The organism is Fodinibius sp. (assembly GCF_034521915.1).
Lineage (GTDB): Bacteria > Bacteroidota > Rhodothermia > Balneolales > Balneolaceae > Fodinibius.
In genome coordinates this window covers 93,635-116,316 of sequence record NZ_JAXHLU010000002.1, presented here as the reverse complement: position 1 = coordinate 116,316, position 22,682 = coordinate 93,635, and the positions used below count along the sequence as shown (strand labels likewise).

At 41.9% G+C, this 22,682-nt stretch carries 15 protein-coding genes and 2 rRNA genes; 5 read left to right on the top strand and 12 right to left on the bottom strand.

Annotated features, from left to right (window positions below; genetic code table 11):
* Positions 1 to 806 precede the first annotated feature (806 nt).
* From U5J89_RS02590 to U5J89_RS02575, 4 genes are all read right to left on the bottom strand, one after another.
* Positions 807 to 1,304, bottom strand: coding sequence for a YybH family protein (locus tag U5J89_RS02590; protein WP_322574043.1), 498 nt, complete (start codon positions 1,302 to 1,304; stop codon positions 807 to 809).
* A 201-nt stretch (positions 1,305 to 1,505) separates the two neighbouring features.
* Positions 1,506 to 2,375 (bottom strand): helix-turn-helix domain-containing protein, encoded by an 870-nt coding sequence (locus U5J89_RS02585; protein ID WP_322574042.1) that lies wholly within the window; start codon positions 2,373 to 2,375, stop codon positions 1,506 to 1,508.
* A gap of 292 nt (positions 2,376 to 2,667) precedes the next feature.
* Positions 2,668 to 4,137, bottom strand: coding sequence for a serine protease (locus tag U5J89_RS02580; protein WP_322574041.1), 1,470 nt, complete (start codon positions 4,135 to 4,137; stop codon positions 2,668 to 2,670).
* Between the two features lie 197 nt (positions 4,138 to 4,334).
* The gene (locus U5J89_RS02575) at positions 4,335 to 4,943 is read right to left on the bottom strand and encodes an AbiV family abortive infection protein (protein WP_322574040.1); all 609 of its coding nucleotides are present in this window, start codon (positions 4,941 to 4,943) and stop codon (positions 4,335 to 4,337) included.
* A 680-nt stretch (positions 4,944 to 5,623) separates the two neighbouring features.
* Here U5J89_RS02575 and paaZ point away from each other — a divergent pair.
* The 3 genes from paaZ to U5J89_RS02560 all read left to right on the top strand — a co-directional run bounded on the left by paaZ (position 5,624) and on the right by U5J89_RS02560 (position 8,964).
* Positions 5,624 to 7,675 carry a phenylacetic acid degradation bifunctional protein PaaZ gene (gene paaZ / locus U5J89_RS02570; RefSeq protein ID WP_322574039.1) on the top strand — a complete coding sequence of 684 codons (2,052 nt, stop codon included), beginning with the start codon at positions 5,624 to 5,626 and terminating at the stop codon, positions 7,673 to 7,675.
* 112 nt (positions 7,676 to 7,787) lie between these two features.
* Positions 7,788 to 8,153: a four helix bundle protein gene (locus tag U5J89_RS02565; protein ID WP_322574038.1), complete on the top strand. Its 366-nt coding sequence runs from the start codon at positions 7,788 to 7,790 to the stop codon at positions 8,151 to 8,153.
* 49 nt (positions 8,154 to 8,202) lie between these two features.
* Positions 8,203 to 8,964 carry an enoyl-CoA hydratase/isomerase family protein gene (locus U5J89_RS02560; protein ID WP_322574037.1) on the top strand — a complete coding sequence of 254 codons (762 nt, stop codon included), beginning with the start codon at positions 8,203 to 8,205 and terminating at the stop codon, positions 8,962 to 8,964.
* Positions 8,965 to 9,161: 197 nt separating this feature from the next.
* Here U5J89_RS02560 and U5J89_RS02555 read toward each other — a convergent pair whose 3' ends face one another.
* The 3 genes from U5J89_RS02555 to hisC all read right to left on the bottom strand — a co-directional run bounded on the left by U5J89_RS02555 (position 9,162) and on the right by hisC (position 14,452).
* A complete protein-coding gene (locus tag U5J89_RS02555; protein ID WP_322574036.1) occupies positions 9,162 to 11,000 on the bottom strand; it encodes a histidine kinase dimerization/phosphoacceptor domain -containing protein in 1,839 nt (612 codons plus the stop codon).
* A gap of 199 nt (positions 11,001 to 11,199) precedes the next feature.
* Complete coding sequence (locus U5J89_RS02550) at positions 11,200 to 13,302, bottom strand: alpha-ketoacid dehydrogenase subunit alpha/beta (protein ID WP_322574035.1); 2,103 nt, start codon at positions 13,300 to 13,302, stop codon at positions 11,200 to 11,202.
* A gap of 37 nt (positions 13,303 to 13,339) precedes the next feature.
* Positions 13,340 to 14,452: a histidinol-phosphate transaminase gene (gene hisC / locus U5J89_RS02545; protein ID WP_322574034.1), complete on the bottom strand. Its 1,113-nt coding sequence runs from the start codon at positions 14,450 to 14,452 to the stop codon at positions 13,340 to 13,342.
* 186 nt (positions 14,453 to 14,638) lie between these two features.
* Between hisC and U5J89_RS02540 the strand changes: the two genes are divergently transcribed.
* Both U5J89_RS02540 and U5J89_RS02535 read left to right on the top strand, forming a co-directional pair.
* Positions 14,639 to 15,331: an SDR family oxidoreductase gene (locus U5J89_RS02540; RefSeq protein ID WP_322574033.1), complete on the top strand. Its 693-nt coding sequence runs from the start codon at positions 14,639 to 14,641 to the stop codon at positions 15,329 to 15,331.
* A gap of 185 nt (positions 15,332 to 15,516) precedes the next feature.
* Positions 15,517 to 16,080 (top strand): hypothetical protein, encoded by a 564-nt coding sequence (locus U5J89_RS02535; RefSeq protein WP_322574032.1) that lies wholly within the window; start codon positions 15,517 to 15,519, stop codon positions 16,078 to 16,080.
* On the opposite strand, the gene U5J89_RS02530 is transcribed toward U5J89_RS02535, so the two are convergent.
* The 5 genes from U5J89_RS02530 to U5J89_RS02510 all read right to left on the bottom strand — a co-directional run bounded on the left by U5J89_RS02530 (position 16,077) and on the right by U5J89_RS02510 (position 22,654).
* Positions 16,077 to 17,030, bottom strand: a complete 954-nt coding sequence (locus tag U5J89_RS02530; protein WP_322574031.1) for an SGNH/GDSL hydrolase family protein — start codon at positions 17,028 to 17,030, stop codon at positions 16,077 to 16,079. The two genes, U5J89_RS02535 and U5J89_RS02530, sit on opposite strands and share 4 nt — an antisense overlap.
* A gap of 29 nt (positions 17,031 to 17,059) precedes the next feature.
* Positions 17,060 to 17,746, bottom strand: a complete 687-nt coding sequence (locus U5J89_RS02525) for an NAD-dependent deacylase (protein ID WP_322574030.1) — start codon at positions 17,744 to 17,746, stop codon at positions 17,060 to 17,062.
* A gap of 27 nt (positions 17,747 to 17,773) precedes the next feature.
* Positions 17,774 to 19,288, bottom strand: a complete 1,515-nt coding sequence (locus U5J89_RS02520) for an acyl-CoA dehydrogenase family protein (RefSeq protein ID WP_322574029.1) — start codon at positions 19,286 to 19,288, stop codon at positions 17,774 to 17,776.
* Positions 19,289 to 19,484: 196 nt separating this feature from the next.
* A 5S ribosomal RNA gene (rrf, locus tag U5J89_RS02515) occupies positions 19,485 to 19,597 on the bottom strand.
* A 139-nt stretch (positions 19,598 to 19,736) separates the two neighbouring features.
* A 23S ribosomal RNA gene (locus tag U5J89_RS02510) occupies positions 19,737 to 22,654 on the bottom strand.
* Positions 22,655 to 22,682 lie beyond the last annotated feature (28 nt).

Sequence of the window (22,682 nt, the reverse complement as noted above, 5' to 3'; positions counted from 1 at the left end):
ATGCTCTATTTTGCATACGGTTCCAACATGTAAACGCGGCACCTGTGTCTTTGGCAGTGAAAGTGGCAGTAGTCTCATTGCCCAATTACGGACTCTTTTTCAATAAGATCGGTGAAGACGGTTCCAGGAAATGTGCTATCAAAAAGAGGACAGCAACATAATCCACGGCGTCATATATGAAATAGAAAACGCCGAAAAGAGGGACCTGGTCATCATTGAAGGACCAGGCTACCAGATAGTTCATCTTCAAGTCGATATGAATATTAAAAAGAATCCGCTTCGTGTATTCACATATTTAGCCAAAGAAAAATATATCTATAACGCCATCAACCTTATTCCTCGTAGAATTCCCTGGTCATTGCCATTGCTAAAGAACACAACCTGCCAAAAGTTTTTATCAATCCAATTACGTTTCATTACTGATAAAAGTTAATCAAAGTGAAATTATTTTTTGGATAATTCTATGCTAACAGCCTAACGACCTGGCGCATAAGGGGCAGGCGCCTACGAGACGTATTAGTTTAAAAACGAAACATCAATTAATAAATGGAAGAGAGGCAAAGGGATGGCAAAGCCTATTCTCTTAACATGTGGGTTACCCATAGAAGCAGAGTAAGAATTTATACAAAAACCTGCCCCAATTAAGAGAGCAGGCAAAAGTAGCATCAAATATTTTGAAGTATTTAATATCCAAAATAATCCATTATAAGTATTCTGATATTTTCTTTAAAAATATATAGGGTTCTTTTGTATATGCTGATCCTTTTTCAGATACCTTTCCTATGTGTCAAGCAATAACGAGGTTACTATGATTTACTGAGTGGCGAATGATGCTCATGAACAATTTTCCATTCACCAGCATTATTTTTGACAAACACCAAACTGATCTGATCGTTGACAACGGCCAGCTCTTCTTCAAACTGTAAATGAAAATCTGAATGGAAGGTTACCACGGCAACATTTCCGTGATAAACAGCAATTTTCATGTCTTTTGCTTTCATTTTAACAACTTCTTTGACGCTTCCGAAAACTTCGCGTTCAAAGAGTTCGTTTTCTTCTCCACCATTACGGAAAGCCCCATGTTTGAATTCTGTAAATTTGGGTCCGTAGGCATGAAAGGAGATTAATTTGTCTACATCACCATCTTTGATACTCTCCACAATTTCATTCCACGTTTGCAGTATTTCTTCTTTTTCTGCGGGATATTCATTCATTATACCATCTTCAGATTGAGCCTGAAGAGATGTTGATCCACATATGAATAGAATGAAGATTACCAAGGTAGCTTTATATAAAACGTTCATAACGACCTCCGTTTTGAATGGTTATTGATTAAAAAATTAACAACTACCTATAGACTGTATTAAGTCAATAAACTTTGAAAAAGAATAGCTATCTCTCCAGGATATCTCTTCAAGATCAATGGAAATACACTATTTGCAGTTGTATTTAGATTTTAGCGTACTAAATTCAAGACTCAGAACTACTGTAAAAATCGGACAAATTTACAGCATGCCCGGTGTGTCAAGGTAGTTTTGGGAGAGACGATTTATACCTTGAGACAAAGTTGAAGGTGGAAGAGCAACTTTAGTTCTGAAGTCGCGCGCTAAATGAGCCACATCGTAATATCCTGCTTTGAAAGCAATTTCAGCCAAACTGGCCTTTGGATATCGCCGGATGAGTTCCATCGCATATTGAACCTGCCAGATTTTGGCATATGCCTGTGGAGAAAGTCCCACTTTCAGCAAAAAATGGCGGTTTAAGGTTCGCCTGCTCATGAAACATTGCTTAGCCAGTTTTTTGACCGAGATCAAACCTCTTTTTTTGATAATGCTATTTACCGCATGATAAATAGGATCGTTTTGATATGCCGATTTTGGTGGGAGAGCTTTTTCGAAAAAATGATTTACGTGAGGATCTTCAAACGATGTGATTTCATAATCTGATTCTGTTTTTTCCAGGAAGCGATCCTTCAAATCGATAATCTGGCAGATTCGGATTTGTCGGTTTAGCATTTCATACATTGGGATTTTCAAAAAGTGATAGCCAACAACAGGATGCACTTTCATAGCATAACCACCACCCCTACCTGTTTGTGAGATATGTAAAGAACTATCGGTAAACAATCCGGAGATATATAAGTGATTGGGCCGGGTAACTGATCCTTCATAGTTCAGAAACCGAGTTTCAATATCTTTTCCGGTCACCATTGTAAATATGAGGTATCCTATGCGAGGAAATACGGTAGTAAACTGTTCCGGAATCGAAAATCCTATATAGGAGTAAGTAAGCTGATAATCGCGAATTGATTTTACACTTGATCCGATCTGCAAGCACGTTTTAGACTCCGGTATGGTGATGGATTCAACTTCCATGGTTCATCGCAAAGGTGTTGAAAGGCAAGTAAAATATCTGCCAGTAACTTAAAATGAAGAAATAATACTTAGTATCAAAGAACGGGTATCTTAATTTTAAGAATTAAAGTAAAAAGCCTGTTTGAATAGTTTGTGTACTTTTCTTTGGTAAATAACGACATGGTGCATAACCGCCTACGAGGCGTATTAGTTTAAAAACGAAACATCAATTAATAAATGGAAGAGAGGCAAGGGGATAGTAAGGCCTGTCCGGGTTAATGTGCGGGCTAGCTGTTCAGATATGAATTTTGATTCAATAAGTTACATTTATTAAACAAACATATTTTTTTAACACGTCCACTTGATCTGATAGTTTTTTTCCTTGTAAATCTTTACTGGGTTCAGGTTTTGATATATCAGGAAGCATATTAAGCATTATAGCCAAGTAATCTGTTTTAATTGCATAGTTGACATTTTCCACTTTCGTCTTTACTGCCTCGTCATTAAGGCTTGATGTGATAATACCGATCACATTGCCATTCATATTAAAAAGAGGACCACCACTATTACCAGGTTGAACCGGAACAGAGACCTGTAAATATCTTGCATCGTCATCAATTCCTGTTTTAGAATTTATAACTCCCTTAGATAATTTAAAATTGCTACCCATAATCTCATTCAATGGATAACCAATTGTATATACATCATCTCCAATTTCTTGAGTTGATGTAATTCCAAAAGGTATTTCAGCGAAGTTTGAAAAACTTGGATCATTTATTTTAAGAATAGAAATATCGTTACTTTTATCATTTAATAGGACTTCAGCTTTATATTTCTGGCTCTGTTTTGTTCCAGAACTATTGAATATAAGTTCAATATCATTTGCATCTTTTATGACGTGATAATTTGTAACAATAACTCCATTCTTTGATATAGCAAATCCAGTTCCTGATGCTTTACCCTTTGGTGCAGAAATCTTGTTACTATCAAATTCTGGGTAAATTTTTACTAGTGTCATTTCTTCGTTAAAGTTTGATTTGTCAAAGTAGCCCTTGGCTAAACCATTTTCATTAATTGAAAATGTGGAATTACTTTTTGTTCCATTCGCATTAATCCACTTTGTTGTATAGGTATCTTCGTAGGCTGTTGAACTTAAGTTAGCTTTTACCAATCCAGTTTTATCCCAATTTTCATCCTCACTAGAAATTATTATAGCCTTAAAATTTCGAGAGTCCTCAAAATCTTTTTTGATAATCGCTATTTTATAGCGGTTTTGAATTAATCTAGTTTGATCGGATGTTTTGGCTGACAATCTTGAATTAACATTCCAAATTCCTTCTATAGGTTTTAAATTTGACTTGTTTTCATCAAAGTAATTAATGAGCTCAGCCTCAGTAATATTAATTTCTTGGGTGTCCGATTTTTCAAAAGTTTTAAGTCGGACTATAAGTGCATCTATTCTATAGCAAGTGCTTACAAAATAATCTGGTTCTATAATCTTAGTTATTTTTATAGCGTTGCCCCCGACTTCTCTGGCTTTTCTTTGTGCTTGTGATACAACTTCATCTAAGGAACAACCTGTTGAAAAACCTGTATCTCTTATTTTTAGGTTTCCTAATTTCTCGAATCCTGTTGGTAATTCATCATTTATTCCAAATACATTAATGTTCTGTGAATGAGGGGTAGGACTATACTTTTTTTCAATATTTGTTTTCATCGATGTTGAACAAGCAGAAAAAAGCAATAAAGCCCCAAAAACGAATATCCTTTTTATTCTTCCCATGAAATAGTGTTTTTTAAAAATGGATTGTACCCACTTGTATGAATTATAGTTTAATCTGACACCTAACGACATTGCGCACAAGCTGCATACGCATAAATATTGAATAGCAACTAACGAAAGAAGAAACTTAAAACCAAGAGTGGCAGAGAATTGGCGAGGTGTGTCCCCTTAATACAGGGGTTAGTACTTTTCTAATTTTAGTCAGAGATTAAATCATCTAGCCAATCATTTAATTTATCCGTATCAGAATCTAAATCTTGTATTCTTTCAGCAAGAATTTTCAATTCTGATAAATCTGTTAGAGCTAAATTTTGTGCTTCAAGTCTTATTCTAGCTTTAAGTTCAATTTTATCGACCATCTCCTCTGTAATTTGATCTTTCGGAGAGATAAATTCCTCATTTTCTATATCTACATATAAACTTTTATTTTTAAGTGAGTTTAATTCTGGGATGTTTTCGTAATCATTTCTTATAGCATCTTTCATTTTTTGAAGTGAGTTACCAGTCTGCATTTCAAACAATAAAATTGCCTCTAACTGTGCTTTCAGAGAACTTTTAGTTTTGGCATTATGCCAGAGAAAATTATTGTCTTTAAAATATTCTTCAGAAATTTGTTTCCCTTGATAGAAATCAATCATTCCACACCAAATTAGTCTACATTTGCCAATCTCCTCAATAGCAAGTTGAAATAATGTGTAAGCTCTAGAATATCTCTGGCTTTTCTTCAGTAGTTGGGCATCTTCTATAAGTTCTCGGGCATTTTCATAAGTTAAATCATAGCCTTCTTTTAATACTTTATCATCCATCTTTTAGTTGAACAGATTATTGGAATAGAAAAGTGCTAACCTTAGCTTATATGTATTAGTAAAGAATAATGGTATGTATAATATCAGTAAAGGTCTAATAGGAGCTGAAATCTGTGATATTCCTAGTATTATCATTTCTCATCAGGACAACTTGAATACAGATAATGCTTACACATAATATTTGTTGTCTGCATTAGCCCTCCGGATTTATCCCTTTCCCGATCAATTCCATATTTCTCACTGCATCAGCGTGCTATATCAGGTAGTTTTAGCTTTTTTAAAACGGAGATCTTAGCCAGAGGTAGGGCCACACCGTTATTGGCTACATATTGCTTGGCGGCTTCCTGAACATTTTATAGTCCAAAAACGGAATCCCGATCAGACAGATGACGATTACTGACAAAAACTATTTTTTACCGGTGTATCTGAAGTGCTATTTTTTAATAATACTGCTTTTGAAATTTATTCTGATCTTCTCCCATATCAGCAATGTAAAAAATATGGAGGTCATTGCCAGTTGACATCTTGCCTCTAGCGTAACACCCAAAAATCCAACTCCAACTTTGCATTACCTTCAATTCACATTATTTTCGGATAGAAAAAAACACAGATTTTCACAGAAACCCACTGATTTTCATCAGCTGAAAGTTGCGTAATCAGCGGCCAAAAAAATTGATATTATGAAAGTAAGAAGCTACATCAAAGGCGAATGGATTAACAAAGGTGAAGAAAAAGATCTGGACAGTGCGGTGACCGACGAACCGGTAGCGCAGATGCTGGAGGCCGATCTGGATTATAAAGGCGCCTGTGAATATGCGCGTCAGGAAGCCGGACCGAAACTCCGCGCGATGTCCATTCACGAGCGGGCGTTCAAGATCAAGTTTTTGGCGCAATACCTGATGGAGCGCAAAGAAGATTATTACGAGCTATCAACCCATACCGGCGCTACGCGACAAGATTCCTGGATCGATATCGAGGGTGGTATTGGAAGCATGTTTACACTGTCCAGCAAATCCCGAATTGAGCTTTCGGACCTGCCCTATCATGTGGAAGGCAGTCATGAGCAACTCTCACGTGAAGGTACTTTTGTAGGACAGCATATCTGCGTGCCTCGTCACGGTGTGGCCGTGCATATCAACGCTTTTAACTTCCCCGTTTGGGGAATGTTGGAAAAGCTGGCCCCTGCGATTATTTCAGGAATGCCTGCCATCGTTAAGCCGTCGCCAATTGGTTCTTATTTAGCGTACAAAGTTTTTAAGGATATGCTGGAGTCGGATCTGTTACCCGAAGGAGCTATTCAATTTATTGCAGCCGATGTACCGGGCGATCTGCTGGACCACCTAGCCAGCCAAGATTCTGTTTCCTTTACCGGCTCGGCAGAAACGGGACAAAAGCTCAAATCCCATCCCAACATTCTTGCAAATAACGTAAGATTTAATCTCGAAGCCGACTCACTGAATTGTTCTATTCTGGGATCGGATGTTACGCCCGACATGGAAGAATTTGATCTCTTTGTTAAAGAGGTTGCTAATGAGATGACCGTAAAAACGGGTCAAAAATGTACGGCTATACGTCGGACCATCGTCCCCAAAGAGCGGGTGCAGGATGTTATCGATGCGCTCAAGAAGCGACTAAACAAAACAACCGTTGGTGATCCCTCGAAGAAAGAAACAAAAATGGGTCCGCTTGCCAGTGCTACCCAAGCCGATCGTTTTAAAGAACAAATTTCCTCACTTTTGGAAACCACCGAATCGGTGTACAGTAACGGTAATGGTCAGAATAATGGAGCTTTTACCGATCCCAAAGTACTGCTATGCCACAAACCTTTGGAAGTAGACGAAGTCCATACGGTTGAGGCTTTTGGTCCGGTGACTACCGTGATGCCGTATGAGTCCAATGAAGAAGCCATTGAGCTGGCCAACAAAGCCGATGGCTCACTAGTGGGCTCGCTCTTTACGGCGAATGATGATATTGCCCGAGAAATCACGCTGGGCTGTGCTCCTTATCACGGACGCTTTATGGTTATCAATCGGGATTCGGCTGAAGAATCTACGGGACACGGATCGCCCATGCCGCACATGGTGCACGGCGGACCCGGTCATGCGGGTGGAGGTGAAGAACTGGGCGGAGCACGGGCGGTCATCCATAATATGCAGCGGGTTGCTTTGCAGGGATCACCAACAACATTAACCAATATTACCAATCAATACATCAAAGGAGCTGAAACAAAAGAAGCTGATGTCCATCCTTTCCAGCAGTATTTTGAAGATCTGGCAGTGGGGGAAGCACGGACTACTGAAACACATACGGTAACGGAAGAAGACATTGAACGATTTGCTGATTTATCCGGCGATGAATTCTATGCGCATACCGATCCGGATGCGGCCGAACGTTCCCTCTTTGGCGAAATTGTGGCACACGGCTATTTTGTACTTTCACGCGCGGCGGGACTTTTTGTGCATCCCGATGAGGGGCCTGTAATCCTAAACTATGGATTGGAAAATCTTCGATTCACAAACCCGGTTGCCCCCGGTGATACCATCCAGGCAAAACTCATTGTAAAACGGAAAACCGTCCGACAAAAGAAAGCCAAAGATAAGTTTCCCTTTGGAATTGTCTATTGGGATGTGGAAGTCACCAACCAAGATGATGAATTGGTAGCCGAATATACCATTTTGACACTTATCAAACGTCGCGATGTACTGGATATGGATATTTTTGAAGAAGAATAAGGACTGTGAATTATAGAAAGACTCATATATGTAAGGATCGGCTTTCAACTCGGTCATACTTAAAAGTAATTCAGGATTCTGAATTCAGAAATCAAAATAAAACTTACATATTATGAGAAAACCAGCTAAAACATTTAAAGACCTGATAGTATGGCAAAAAGCACATGAATTTGTGCTGGAAGTTTATTCCCAAACTGAAGATTTTCCAAAATCAGAAATGTATGGTTTAACTTCACAATTTCGTAGAGCAGCTGTTTCTATAGCTGCTAACATTGCTGAAGGATTTAAAAAGCGAGGAAAAAGAGACAAAGCTCGATTTCTTAATATCTCTCAGGGTTCACTTGAAGAATGCAGATATTATATTATCCTCTCAAAAGATTTAGGATATAGTAAGGAATCAGAATTGAATCAAAAACTACAAGAAGTTAGCAAGCTTATTGATGCTTACTCTAAAGCTATTCTGAATTCTGACTCCTGAGTCCAGAATTCTTCAATTGCAAAAATTAAAAACGTATTAACTCGATAACATGTCTGATAACGGAGAAATTACAACCAACATCAAAAACAACATAGGAACCATTGAATTTTATCATCCCAAGGGGAATTCCCTGCCGGGACAAATGCTGCGGGATTTAGCCGATACCATCACGGAGATGGGCAACAACCCCGATGCGCATGTACTGGTGTTGAAAAGTCGTGGTGATGGTGCTTTTTGTGCCGGGGCTTCGTTTGATGAGCTCATTGCCATCGACAACTACGAAGAAGGAAAAAAATTCTTTATGGGATTCGCGCTGGTGCTCAACGCCATGCGTCAATGTTCAAAGTTGATTATCGTCCGCGTACAGGGCAAAACGGTAGGCGGGGGTGTTGGTATTGCATCTGCCGGAGATTACACCATAGCGCACGAATCTGCGGCTATTAAGCTCAGTGAACTCGCTTTAGGCATCGGTCCGTTTGTAGTGGGCCCCGCTGTTGAGCGAAAAGTAGGTCCTTCAGCATTTAGCACGCTCTCGGTTGATGCTTCAAGCTGGAACTCGGCCGAATGGGCCCGCGAAAAGGGACTCTTTTCGAAAGTCTGTAAAAATCACTTTGATCTGGATGAAGAAGTAGAATCATTAGCCAAACAATTGGCTGGATATAGTCCCGATGCCATGAAAGAACTCAAGAACTTACTCTGGAAAGGAACAGAGAACTGGGATCAACTGCTGGAAGAACGCGCTGAAATAAGTGGACGACTGGTATTATCAGATTTCACCAAAAACTTTATCGAGGAATTTAAAAGTAAATAATCTTACTACGAAGGTAGGACAAACAGAAGAGATTCTTTTAAACTCAAGTATAACGGTGTCTCCTCTTCAAGCTGCTGTCCCAACATTTTAACAATGAGCTTATTTTTTAAATCATTTGTTAAAGAAATCAGCGATACAAATAGTATCTGCAGATTATCTTAAAAGGAACGTGACTATTTACGAACAGAGAATACCCGTTACGTAGTATTCGAGACCCCTTCGGGAGTAAATCTAAACTCAATATGCGCCCCATCCCTATTATAAAGTTTGAGTTCTCCATTCAGTTGTTCAACCAATGTATCAACGAGTTCTAATCCCAAAGAGGGATTGTCACCTAAGTCGTTACCTTCATCAAATCCATGGCCATTATCACTTACCTTTACCAATACCTGCTGGTCATCTTTTTGGACTAAAATGTTAATTGTTCCCTCATCTGTATCTTCAAAAGCATATTTAAATGCATTGATGACTAATTCGTTAATTAATAATGCACATGGAATTGCTTGATTTACATTTAGAGTAAGCGCATTAAGATTCGAGTTTATATCGATATCAGATTCACCGCCTATATAAATATCTGCGATTGTTTGTAGCAAATCTTGCAGATAGCGATCAAACTGGATATACGAAAGCGATTCTGATTGATAGAGCTTCTCGTGTACCAGGGCAATACTTTGCACGCGCAAATGACTCTGTTGAAGAGCAGATTTGGCATTTTCGTTCTCTGATTCCCACATCTGCATTTGAAGCAGGCCGGAAATTACAGCTAAATTATTTTTTACCCGGTGATGGATTTCTGCCAGTAAAACTTCTTTCTCTCGAAGGGATTCTGTAATTTTTTGTTGTGCTTTTTTCTCGGAACTTATATCACTGGCGACAAAAACATATCCCTCAACTGTCCTATCTTTATCCCTAATTTTTCCCCTTGAAATACTAACGGGAATAACATTCTCATTTTTTCCAATTAGCTCACCGGTATACGTTTTGTTGCTATCCGTATGTTGTTCTTTAAAAGTTTCATCAGGCACCTCATTGAATAAGGTATCAATCGTTTTATCCAACAGCTCCTCCTCAGTATATCCAAGAATATCCGACACCGCTGAATTAACTCGCGTAATTTTTAAATCTTCATCGGTTACAACCAGCAGATCGGCCATAGCTTCAATAATACTATCCACGTAGTCACGCGACACTGTCGTCCTGCTGAGGTTTTCCGCCATCTGATCGAAGGTAGAACTCAGTTGTCCCAACTCGTCATTAGAATCGTAATCAATACGATTTTGCAAATTCCCCTGTCCCACGCTCTGGGCAGCATCTGCAATCTTTGCAATAGGATTTGCTATCGATCGATAAATAAATAAAGAGAGAACAATTGCAATAATTAAAGCTATACCAGTGGCAATAACTAAAATATAACCTACCCTATCGAGCTGACTATTTAACCCCGCAATTTGTTGTTGATGAGTTTGCTGGATGTGATTTCGAAGCTGGTCGATCTCAGGCAATAAATTGGATCGGAAGTAAGGCTCTATTGTAACCGTGAAAAACTCTTTGCGATCTTGGTAGTTTTTGGTACTGATATTTTGGAATTGAGTGAGCAGCGCCGAGTAATTTTTGTACTTTTTTTCCAAGTTCTCTAACAGGCTAAGTACTTTCGATGTATCCGCAGAAGGTTCAAAAATATTCTTCTGATTCGACTTCACCAGGGTTCTCAACTCTTCTAAGCTTTTCTCAAACTCTTCAAGAGATTTATCAATCTCTGCAATTTGAACCTCTTTGGTTCTATTGCTTCTGCTATAATCCATGGAGAGAGTTTCGCGATAGCTATCCTCCAACAAATATTGCGTTCTTGTCAAGCTTTTAAAAAGCTGTAATCCAAGTTCTCCGGCTAAGGTAACCTCCTGAATCGCCTTTTCACTTTCGAATGTTACTTGATCTTTAACCACATCATTAAAATATGATGCAGTCAATCCAATTCCCCCCATAAAAAGGACTACAATTGAAAAACTGCCAATTAACTTGGTACTGAGTTTCATAAAAATATAAATTTACCTGTGTACCCGTTTTCTTAAGTAGTATAGCAACGATGGATAAACTAATAACATTTAACGTGCTATATCCCCAACCCAACAAAATTATTGATTAACAATAGTAAACAATTAATCAATTGCATATTATCAATGAGTAATAACTTCTAAAGGAAGCTATTTTCAACCATTTTTGAAAATTATTGACCTAAAAAGCTACTAACGCTTCTATTTTTTTTACAATTTTTTCGGATGTTGGTAATACCGCATCCATCAATTCAACATTATATGGAACAGGAATATCAGGCATTGTAATCCGCTCAATAGGGGCATCCAAATATTTAAATGCCTCTTGCGATAAGACAGCACTTATTTCAGCACCAAAGCCGCCCGTCTTCGTATCCTCATGAACAATCAAACAGCGATTGGTCTTTTGGACGGATTGTAACACAGCCTCTTTGTCCCACGGCATGATGGAGCGAAGATCCAGGATATCAGCAGAAATGTCCATTTCATTTACAGCAATTTCTACTTGTTCACACATTGCGCCCCAAGTTACGATGGTAAGATCTTCACCCTCTTGTAATTTATTGGCTTTGCCAATCGGCACTACAAACTCATCGCCCGGATATGGTTTACGAGCATACTTGGCATCCAGCAAATTACGATGCTCAAAGAAAATGGTTGGATTATTACTTCGCATCGCAGAACGGAGCAGCCCTACGGCATCCTTTGCATTACTAGGCATCACGAGCTGCCATCCCACAGCGTGAGCGAAGAATACTTCGTTGCTAAGGCTGTGCCACGGGTCACCGCACTTCGCGAAACCACCCGGCATACGCACCACGATGGGCGCTGCAAACTGATTGGCTGTACGCCAGCGAATGGTTCCACAATTATTAAGTTGTTCAGTAGCCGGATCGGCGTACTTCCGAAACTGAATTTCTGCTACAGGCATTAATCCCTGATAAGCCAGCCCTACAGAACGACCGGTGATTCCCTCTTCGGAAAGGCTGGTATCAAAAACACGGGATTCACCGTGCTTGGTCTGGAGTCCCATAGTCACGGCATGGACTCCTCCTTTTGCTCCCACATCTTCACCAAAAACCATTAACTTGGGATTTGTTTCAAGCTCGTAATCCAAGGTTTTACGGATTGCCTCCACAATATTAATTCGCTGTTTCCCGGGACTGGGCGTTTCCGAACTTTTGGGAAAATTGTGGTCTGATGGAGCTAATCCACCAACCTTCTGAGTATCCAAATTTCCATCGGCATCCGTTTCTGAAAAAGCATAGCGCTCTGTTTCCCGGGGATCGGGTTCGGGACGTGCCAAGGCCGCTTCAGCAGCTTCTTCAATATCTTCATCAGCCTGTGTTTGCAGTTCCTTCCAGTCATCATCAGAAAGCCGGTCGGGAACTAAAAACGTTTTTAGATGATCCAGCGGATCGTTCTGCTGTTCCTCTTCGATTAATTCGTCCGGTTTATAGGCTTGGTTATCCTGATATGAGTGACCATTCAAACGCGGCATGGTAAGGTGTATTAAAGCCGGACCTTTTCGGTCTCGTACATAATTTACCGATTGACTGATAAGATCTGCCGCTTCTACCGGATCGGTCCCATCACCGTCAAAAATTCTGATATTTTTAAAAGAATACAGGTTCTTGGCAATATTACCACCGGGTGTCTGAAAGTCACCGGGAACCGAGATCCCATAACCGTTGTCTTCAATATAAAATAGAATGGGTAAATCCTGAGTTGTAGCAATCGTCAAGGCCGACCAAAATCCATTGGTAGCAACCGAGCCCTCACCGCCCAAAACGACAGAAATTGCTCGCTCATATTCTTCCTCATCCAGCTGGTTTTGATGAAATTGGATGCCCTGAGCCCAACCAACGGCGGGGGTATATTGCGATCCCACATCGCCGGCCATAGGCAATACTGTAGGACCGTCAATACCTGGTTTATTGCAAACTACTCCAATATCCCGACCGTCACTGTATCCGCCCGACTTCGCCATGGGCGCTGCCATAGCATCCTCCAGACTTAATCCAAGTGAAAGCATTAACGGACGAGAGCGATAATAGGCGCTGGCCGCATCGTGCTCGTGGGTAAGCTGTGAACCTAATAAAATCTGCCCCAATTCATGCCCCCGTGCCGAAAATTGATACAGCACATCCTTATTGGGAACAAGTTCATTTTCCTCTTTATCATCCATAGCTCGAGAGGTCAACATCAGCTTGGCCAACCAACTCCAGTCAATCGATGATATCACTTCGGGCACTTCTTTCTGTTGTTCTTTTTTAGTGGGCATAACTTTTACTTTCTTATCAGATTATTTCAAATAATTTCTATGCGTTCATCACTTTTTCAAAACTGTGTTCGAAGTGCTTCATTTCTTTTTTGCGACCAATAGTAATTCGCACGCAGTTCGGTAATCCAAAAGCATTAATTCGCCGTAAAATTACTCCTTCTTCCAACATTGCCTGTGTAAATTTGATAGCCTGCTGTTCATCGGGTAAAATTATCATCACCGAATTTGAAATAGAAGGAACGTAATTAACGTTATGTTTTTCAAAAAACTGATAAAGCCTATTTTTTCCTTCTTCTACTACATCTTTCGTCTTCTTTATAAACTGCTGATCTCCAAGTGCTGCAAGGGCCGCCGCCTGTGCCGGAGTTGTTGGTTCAAAAGTCAATTTCGTTTTCATCATCTCGCTGATAATCTTTTCAGATGCTATAGCATAGCCAATGCGAAATCCCGCCAGACCATAGGCCTTAGAAAAGGTGCGAAGAGTAATTACGTTGTCGTAATCATAATCAAGTGAATGAGGATAATCTGCCACCTTCTTGGCATATTCGAAATAAGCCTCATCCATAACCACTAAAACATCACTCGGAACCTTGCGCATAAAGCGCTTAAACTCCGAATCAGTAATATATGTGCCAGTGGGATTGTTAGGATTGGCGATATAAATCATTTTTGTCCGATCGGTGATACGCTCTGCCATTGCATCGAGATCAAAGCGATAGTCGTTGGTCACCGGTACCTTGTTGATTGTAACTCCTCGAATATTTGCCTGAACAAAGAAACCAACAAATGTAGCATCGGCAGTAATAGCTTCTTCATGATTCAGGAAAAAAGTGCGGCAAAGATTTGCAATGACACTTTCAGATCCTGCAGCAATCATAATATTTTCCGGCTCTACATTGTTATGATCAGCCAGAACTTCGCGAAGCTGCCTGGAAATAGGATCCGGATAGTCTTGAATTTCCTGCATGGCCTTCACAACTTCATGCTTTACATTTGGGCTGCATCCCAGTCTATTTTCGTTAGATGCCAGCTTGGATATTTGCGGCGGCTGATATTCTTCCTCGACTTCTGTAATGGTTTTGCCTGCCACATAAGGAGATAAATCACGAATATTAAATGGCACTAAGGGGCGCTCACTAGAATCAGCCATAAATACCAATTTAGCAACTAAAATTTAAACTTCAATTTGGGACGATATACGCATAATTTTCGGCTATAAATATGAATAAATTAGGTCACTTTAACAACGCGATGAGGTCAAAACTTTTTAAATGTAGATCTACGTTGTAAGGTCTAATTTGGATTTGTACATTCATTAAAAAATTAAACTAATATTATGTCAAAAGTTGCTGTCGTTACTGGAGCAAGTCGTGGAATAGGTCGAGAAATTTGTAAAGAGCTTGCTAATAAGGGGCATCATGCTATAGCTGTTGCCCGATCGGAAAAACCACTGACAACATTGGCCAATTCTTATTCTAATATTTCTGCTATTCCAACCGATCTTACGGATCAAAAAGATGTTGACAAACTTATAACACAGCTTAAAAATGATTTTAGCACTGTTGATATTCTTATTAACAATGCGGGAGCCTTAATTAATAAATCATTTAAAGAACTAACGCTGGATGATTGGCGGTCACAACTCGAAAGCAATTTAATCAGTGCTGTGCATATAACAAAAGAAATGCTCTCCTTATTTAGTAACAACGCTCATATTATTAATATAAGCAGTATGGGGGGATTTCAAGGCAGTGCAAAATTTCCGGGTCTTGCGGCATATAGCGTTTCAAAGGGAGCATTAAGTATTTTAACGGAGTGCCTTTCTGTTGAACTATCAGACAAAAGTATTAAGGCAAACGCCTTGTGCCTTGGAGCTGTACAAACCGAAATGCTCGAAGAAGCTTTTCCCGGTATCGAAGCCCCATTAACTGCACAAGAAATGGGATCCTATATTGCCAATTTTGCCATCGAAGGATCTGCTTTTTATAACGGAAAAATTCTACCAGTAGCACTCGAAGATCCCGAATAAAAGTAAATGGATTCTTATCCTATATTTTCTACATTAACGCTGTAATTTTAATTACATAGTAATCAAGGATCGTGAAAAAACATTTCATACCATTACTCATTATAATTTTCAGTATCACTTTATCCCAAAACATAGTAAAAGGACAATCAATCAAACTTTTAGGAAGTAGCACCCTAAATGGGGCTATGAACGGTGTTCTGGTCGGTGGAGCTACGATGGCGCTTCAAAATTCCAATGATTATAGACCTGTTGAAGTAGGACTTGGTGCAGGAACCCTTTATGGCATTGGAATAGGCGCTTATGATATGTCCCAGATTGAAAAGGGGGAACAGTTTTATATTTCAGGTACATTTAATGATGGAACCAACCGATCAATACTCGTATTACTCGATACTATTTATGGTGCTGTCGGAGGAATGGTAGTTGGATCTTCAATCACCTTAATCATGCAAGAAAGAATTGAAAAGGGATTGCAATACGGTGCAGGTACCGGTGCATGGCTGGGTATGGGATTTGGACTAATCGATGCTTTTGTGCTTGCTGAAAAGCCTGCTAATCTACAGGCTTCTAACATTTCATTAAAACAACAACGCGTTAATGGACTTGTAACCTATAACAATGCCAATCAATCGATACAAGTAGGTATGATTAATCCCGGATTTATTGCAAAAAAACAACTTTCCAGCAAGCGTTTTAGTACCAGCTACAAACCTACCCTCAATATTTTGGAAGTAAATATTAATCTTTAATTATCTTCAACTTCCGCATCATAATCATCGGGAGTATCAAATTGGGCACCTTCTTCGGGTTCTTTAGCCAGTGCCAAGTACCGAATAAGCTCTTTTACCGTATTAGAATGCCCCGAAAGTGACGGATGCACTCCATCACTCAAATAATTCCACGCAGCCGGTCCGGGCTCTTCCTCCTCCTGATCTTCTACACTGTCATCTTTATCCTTCATTCGTTCTCCAAGAGGATCAACAATATATCCTTTTTTGCCGGTTAATATTTCACGATACTGTTTCAAATCTTCCTCAAACAGATCAAAATGGAAAAGTCGCATCTGCTGCTGCATTTCGGTAATAACGGGAGGAGGAGTAAGCCAGATTAGCGGATTATCTGTCACCTCATTAACCACTGTTTCAATGGTATTGAGATTTTCCCAGAAATCGGCCAGTGGCACCAATGTACGATCGGGTGATACGTGCAAGCGCTGTGCATCAAACGTGCCTAACGCCACAATTACCCAATCCGGATCGTGATCCAGCACATCTCGGTTTAATCGTTTAAGTGCATCAGTAGAAGTATCATAGGATACCCCACTGTTCACGAAGGTCAAATCTGCATCCTCGAGTCCAATCTCTAACACATGCTGAAAGATATTAAACCAGCTTTGCAAATCATCAGTCAGAGAATCTCCAATAGCAACAATAGTATCCCCTTGTTCAAAGGGAAGATCTTCAATCCATTCTGCTACTTCGCCATCTTCTAGTAACTCAATTGCAGCATCTTTGGCATTAGAAGAAAAACGATCTCGAAGCTTTTTTAGCTCCTCTTTTTCTAATCCCATCAATCCGGCCATAGCTTCTTCATTTTCAATGCCGGGTAGTAAAGGATACCGTTTCTCGAGGTTTAGAAATTGTAATAAATAGTTCTCTAAAACTTCTTTCTCTTCTTTGCTTGCTTTATGCTCACTCATAAAAGTATACTGTATCAAAAATTATTTTTCTAATTCTCTAATAAATCCTGAACCAACTTCGGCGTTCCTTCTGCTGCACGCTCTTGCATATGTTCCCATCCTTTAAACGATCGAAGTTCGGGAGTGGCTGGATCAATAATATATTTCGGGATATTTTGTTCTACTAAATCCACTAATCCCGCTGCAGGATATACGACAAGTGAAGTACCAATCACAATTAATATATCAGCCTCAGGAACTATATTTGTAGCTTTTTGCATATTTGGAACTGGTTCTCCAAACCAGACTACATGAGGTCTTAGCTGTGCTCCATCTTCAGCCGTGTCACCTACTTCAATGGTATCACCACCGATATCATATATCAGTGATGGATCGTCTTCGCTGCGAACCTTCGAAAGCTCACCATGTAAATGAACCACATCGGATGAGCCAGCGCGTTCATGCAAATCATCTACATTTTGTGTAATGATCGTCACATCGTATTGCTCTTCTAACTCCGCCAAAGCCTGATGTCCGGAATTGGGGTCTACGCTATGCAGTTGTTGACGCCGCTCATTATAAAACTCTAAAACAAGTTCTTTATCTCGTTTCCAAGCCTGTGGTGTAGCCACTTCTTCAATGTCATGACCTTCCCAAAGGCCATCAGAATCCCTGAAGGTTTTTAATCCACTATCGGCACTCATACCAGCGCCGGTTAAAACTACCACCTTCTCCATAGCGTTTATGTTAGATTGGCAGAACGCTTATTGACTATGAGCGTGTTGGGGTAAAATAGAATCCAGCCACGAGCTTGACTCTTCATAATTCTCAACAACTCTTGGAGCTTTATCGTGAGTAAAAGAGGCTACCATTCTTTCTACATCTGATTTAAGAACACTTATAGCATTATTAATCAGATCTTTGTTAAAACCTTTGTCACTAAGACGTAATGTAAACTCCAGAGAAATTACACGGCTCAATATTTTTCCCAATTCAACTAAGCGATCTTGGGCTAAAGTGTGATCAATTTTAAAGTCCAACAAATCAGAAAAATAATCAGACGCACGTTCTGTAAGCTTAAACTCACTTAAGAACTTATGGAGATTTTTGAGTTTCAGCTTACGCATATTTTTCAATACTGATTCTGAAATTTGCTGATAAAGAATATCATTTGAACCTTCAAAAATCTGGAAAGGACGACTGTCAATAAGTGCTCTTCCGGCAATATGATCCAATCGATATCCCTTGGCCCCCGTTAACTGTAACAAAGACTGTGCTGCCTGCTGCATCATATCCGTAGTATAGGTCTTAATTGCATTAGCCGTAAGATCCATATTCGACACATCTTTGGTAAGCGGTACATTTGTACTGGTAAATGCACACATTGCGGAACAGACTGTAAATGAAGATTGCAATCTGTTTAATCGTTTTTTCACCTGATCATAATTGAATAAGCTTTGTCCCCCCACATAACGTTCTTTACAGTGGGTAATGGCTTCATCCATTAATCGCTTCAAAAAGCCAATACCCATTCCCGGAAATTGCAATCGACTTCGATGCAGCACATCCAGCATCATTTTAATACCGATCGATTTAGGCTGTAATTTATACTCTTCGGGTACTGTAATATCGATCTTATTTCTGCCATACGGCAGCATATACAGCCCTAAATTTTTATAATATTCTTCTACTTCAATGCCTCCACGTTTGCTATCATGAATAAAGAACCCGATATCACGCCCTAAATCACCGTTACTATTTTCTTTTCGAGCCGTTATCAACCAAAAGTCCGCGGCCCCAGTCAAACCGGCCCAATGCTTAGTTCCACTAATTCGGAATGCATCTCCCTCATCAGATTTAACTTTCTTAAAAGATGTCTCCATATGTAAAGCATCAGAACCAAAATCTGGCTCTGTAATCATTAGTCCACCCATATTATTCTCATACAAAAAGCGGTCAAATATGGGTTGTTTAACTTCTTCACGTCCGTAATTAGCTACTGGTTGCAGAAAAAGTGCTCCATTAATCCCCATCATTAATGAAAGAGGAAGCGATTCGTATGAACTGGCTTCTAACATTGCCAATGCCTCATGCGTTTCTGCTCCACGTCCACCATATTCTTCAGGGATAAATACACTTAGCGGTTTGCAATCCATTACTTGCTTTAATATTTCATCAGGCAAACCACGGCTTAAGCTTAATTCATCAATATCACTTTGGACATTAAAGAGATTGTGCAACTTGTTTTTGTATTGATTTATAAAATCAGAAAAATCCATAAACCGGTAGCAATTTTTGAGAGAGTTTTAAACGTCTGTATCCTTTGGATAACAAACGTGCTTTTAAGCTTATAATATACCGAATAATATCCCTTGGTAAAAACGTGTTAAGGGCTTATTTATCGATTTTACACTTTAAAATAAAAAAGGTGATCCGTGATGGGATCACCTTTTATACAACTAAATAAAAAAAGAGAGCGGGCGGGGACCTACGCTTCCTCCCGGTCGGGAAGTACCATCGGCGCTGCCGGGTGTCACGGCCGTGTTCGGGATGGGAACGGGTGGAGCCCCGGCGCTTGGCCCGCCTGCTCAAAAATGTGTAAAAACAGTATGTCAAAGGGTGGTCTTCGACGTAGTGATAGCTGGGGTAAGGGGTAGATCGGAGGTTGCTGCTTGCTCGTTGCCTCGCTTTCGAGCTGCCCGACCCAACGGGTCGTGCAAGCCATATAAGCGGAAGCCGGTAGCCTTATTAGTACGGCTCGGCTGCACGCGTTACCGCGCTTACACCTGCCGCCTATCGATCTGGTCGTCTTCCAGAAGGCTGTAAAGGGAATGTTTATCTTGGAGCGTGCTTCGCGCTTAGATGCTTTCAGCGGCTTATCACTTCCGCACATAGCTACCCTGCGATGCCCGTGGCCGGACAACAGGTCCACCAGCGGTGCGTCCACTCCGGTCCTCTCGTACTAGGAGCAGCTCTCCGCAACATTCCAACGCCCACAGCAGATAGGGACCGAACTGTCTCACGACGTTCTGAACCCAGCTCGCGTACCGCTTTAAATGGCGAACAGCCATACCCTTGGGACCTTCTCCAGCCCCAGGATGCGATGAGCCGACATCGAGGTGCCAAACCTCCCCGTCGATGTGAACTCTTGGGGGAGATAAGCCTGTTATCCCCGGAGTACCTTTTATCCTTTGAGCGACGGCCCTTCCATTCGGAAAACCGCCGGATCACTAAACCCTGCTTTCGCAGCTGCTCGACCTGTATGTCTTGCAGTCAAGCACCCTTATGCTTTTACACTCTGCGCACGATTGCCGACCGTGCTGAGGGTACCTTTGGGAGCCTCCGTTACTGTTTAGGAGGCGACCGCCCCAGTCAAACTACCCACCATACACTGTCTCCCGAATCCTCGGGATTAGAATTCAGCGGCCCAAAGGGTGGTATTTCACGGACGACTCCACGCCAGCTGGCGCTGGCGCTTCCGGGTCTCCCACCTATCCTGCACATCGGGCAGCTAAAGCCAATGTAAAGTTGTAGTAAAGGTTCACGGGGTCTTTCCGTCCCGCTGCGGGTAATCGGCGTCATCACCGATACCACAATTTCACCGAGCTCGTGGCTGAGACAGTGTCCAATTCGTTGCACCATTCGTGCAGGTCGGAACTTACCCGACAAGGAATTTCGCTACCTTAGGACCGTTATAGTTACGGCCGCCGTTTACTGGGGCTTCAGTTGGCCGCTTCATCGCCGAAGCGATTAACAGCCTTCCTTAACCTTCCAGCACCGGGCAGGTGTCAGCCCCTATACATCGTCTTACGACTTAGCAGAGGCATGTGTTTTTGGTAAACAGTCGATTGGACCTGGTCACTGCGCCCCCGACGGGCCGAAGCCGGCCGGGGGGATCCTTCTCCCGAAGTTACGGATCTAATTTGCCGAGTTCCTTAGCCACGATTCGCTCGAGCACCTGAGGATCCTCTCCTCATCTACCTGTGTCGGTTTTGGTACGAGCGCTATGCCAGCAGATGACGACGGGTTTCTTGGCAGCAAGATTACCTACGCTATCGGTTTGCCCGTAGGCTCCCCGTACTGTCGGCGTTCAGCCTTGGTGGTGGGCGGATTTGCCTACCCACCGGCCTACTGCCTTTAACCTGCTATTCCATCAGCAGGCGGTAGTGTCACTTCTGCGTGACGCCTTCATCTATAGCTGGATAGCGGTACCGGAATATTTAACCGGTTTTCCATCGGCTTCGCCTGTCGGCTACGCCTTAGGTCTCGACTAACCCTGATCCGATTTGCGTTGATCAGGAACCCTTAGATTTTCGGTGGAGGGGGTTCGCACCCCTCTTATCGTTACTCATGCCTACAGTTTCGCTTCCAGAGCCTCCACTGGTCCTTACAGACCAACTTCGATGGCGCTGGAATGCTCCTCTACCACTGTACCGACGAATCGGTACAATCCACAGCTTCGGCACCAAACTTATGCCCGCGAATTATCGACGCCGGGCCGCTCGACTAGTGAGCTATTACGCACTCTTTCAAGGAATGGCTGCTTCTAAGCCAACCTCCTAGTTGTCTGGGCAACCCAACTTTCTTTGTTCAACTTAGTTTGGATTTAGGGGCCTTAGCTGGTGGTCTGGGTTGTTTCCCTCTTGCGGGAGGACGTTATCGCCCCCACGCTGACTACCTGGCAACACGGGCCGGCATTCGGAGTTTGTCTAGATTTGGTAGGCGGTGAAGCCCCCTAGTCTAATCAGTGCTCTACCTCCGGGCCGCTTGGCGCCAGATGCTATACCTAAATATATTTCGAGGAGAACGAGCTATTTCCGAGTTTGATTGGCCTTTCACCCCTATCCACAGCTCATCCGGGGGCTTTTCAACGCCCGTCGGTTCGGACCTCCACGTGGTCTTACCCACGCTTCATCCTGGCCATAGATAGCTCACTCGGTTTCGCGTCTGCCCCGCCGTACTTTCGCCCTGTTCGGACTCGCTTTCGCTTCGGCTGCTCTCCTGAGGAGATTAACCTTGCACGACAGGTGCAACTTGTAGGCTCATTATGCAAAAGGCACGCCGTCAGTCCGATAAATCGGACCTCCGACCGCTTGTAAGCGTATGGTTTCAGGTACTATTTCACTCGCCTTCTCGGCGTTCTTTTCACCTTTCCCTCACGGTACTTGTTCACTATCGGTCATAACCAGTATTTAGCCTTGCCGGATGGTGCCGGCAGCTTCAGACAGGATTTCTCCGGTCCCGTCCTACTCAGGGGATCCCACCACCGCGCCTCGCTTACGTCTACAGGCCTGTCACCTTCTGTGGGGCGGCTTTCCAGTCCGCTTCGTCTTCGCTTGGGTTGGCTTGTGTGGGCCCTGCAACCCCCTGCCGCCGTAGCAGCAGGGTTTGGGCTGTTCCGCGTTCGCTCGCCACTACTTGCGGAATCACTGTATTGTTTTCTCTTCCTCCGGGTACTTAGATGTTTCAGTTCCCCGGGTTGGCCTTCTCGAAAGAATATCTGCCCGAAAGCAGATGGGTTTCCCCATTCGGATACCTGCGGATCTGTGCTTTGGTGCAGCTCCCCGCAGCTTTTCGCAGCTTTACACGTCCTTCATCGCCTGGTTATGCCTAGGCATCCACCATACGCCCTTTTCTGCTTTCACTTATATGACTTGCACCACCCCTCGGCGG

Bases quoted from the DNA above. Each gene is read 5' to 3' on its own strand.
- U5J89_RS02590 (WP_322574043.1), bottom strand. From the start codon at position 1,304: ATGAACGTTTTATATAAAGCTACCTTGGTAATCTTCATTCTATTCATA.
- U5J89_RS02585 (WP_322574042.1), bottom strand. From the start codon at position 2,375: ATGGAAGTTGAATCCATCACCATACCGGAGTCTAAAACGTGCTTGCAG.
- U5J89_RS02580 (WP_322574041.1), bottom strand. From the start codon at position 4,137: ATGGGAAGAATAAAAAGGATATTCGTTTTTGGGGCTTTATTGCTTTTT.
- U5J89_RS02575 (WP_322574040.1), bottom strand. From the start codon at position 4,943: ATGGATGATAAAGTATTAAAAGAAGGCTATGATTTAACTTATGAAAAT.
- paaZ (WP_322574039.1), top strand. From the start codon at position 5,624: ATGAAAGTAAGAAGCTACATCAAAGGCGAATGGATTAACAAAGGTGAA.
- U5J89_RS02565 (WP_322574038.1), top strand. From the start codon at position 7,788: ATGAGAAAACCAGCTAAAACATTTAAAGACCTGATAGTATGGCAAAAA.
- U5J89_RS02560 (WP_322574037.1), top strand. From the start codon at position 8,203: ATGTCTGATAACGGAGAAATTACAACCAACATCAAAAACAACATAGGA.
- U5J89_RS02555 (WP_322574036.1), bottom strand. From the start codon at position 11,000: ATGAAACTCAGTACCAAGTTAATTGGCAGTTTTTCAATTGTAGTCCTT.
- U5J89_RS02550 (WP_322574035.1), bottom strand. From the start codon at position 13,302: ATGCCCACTAAAAAAGAACAACAGAAAGAAGTGCCCGAAGTGATATCA.
- hisC (WP_322574034.1), bottom strand. From the start codon at position 14,452: ATGGCTGATTCTAGTGAGCGCCCCTTAGTGCCATTTAATATTCGTGAT.
- U5J89_RS02540 (WP_322574033.1), top strand. From the start codon at position 14,639: ATGTCAAAAGTTGCTGTCGTTACTGGAGCAAGTCGTGGAATAGGTCGA.
- U5J89_RS02535 (WP_322574032.1), top strand. From the start codon at position 15,517: ATGAACGGTGTTCTGGTCGGTGGAGCTACGATGGCGCTTCAAAATTCC.
- U5J89_RS02530 (WP_322574031.1), bottom strand. From the start codon at position 17,030: ATGAGTGAGCATAAAGCAAGCAAAGAAGAGAAAGAAGTTTTAGAGAAC.
- U5J89_RS02525 (WP_322574030.1), bottom strand. From the start codon at position 17,746: ATGGAGAAGGTGGTAGTTTTAACCGGCGCTGGTATGAGTGCCGATAGT.
- U5J89_RS02520 (WP_322574029.1), bottom strand. From the start codon at position 19,288: ATGGATTTTTCTGATTTTATAAATCAATACAAAAACAAGTTGCACAAT.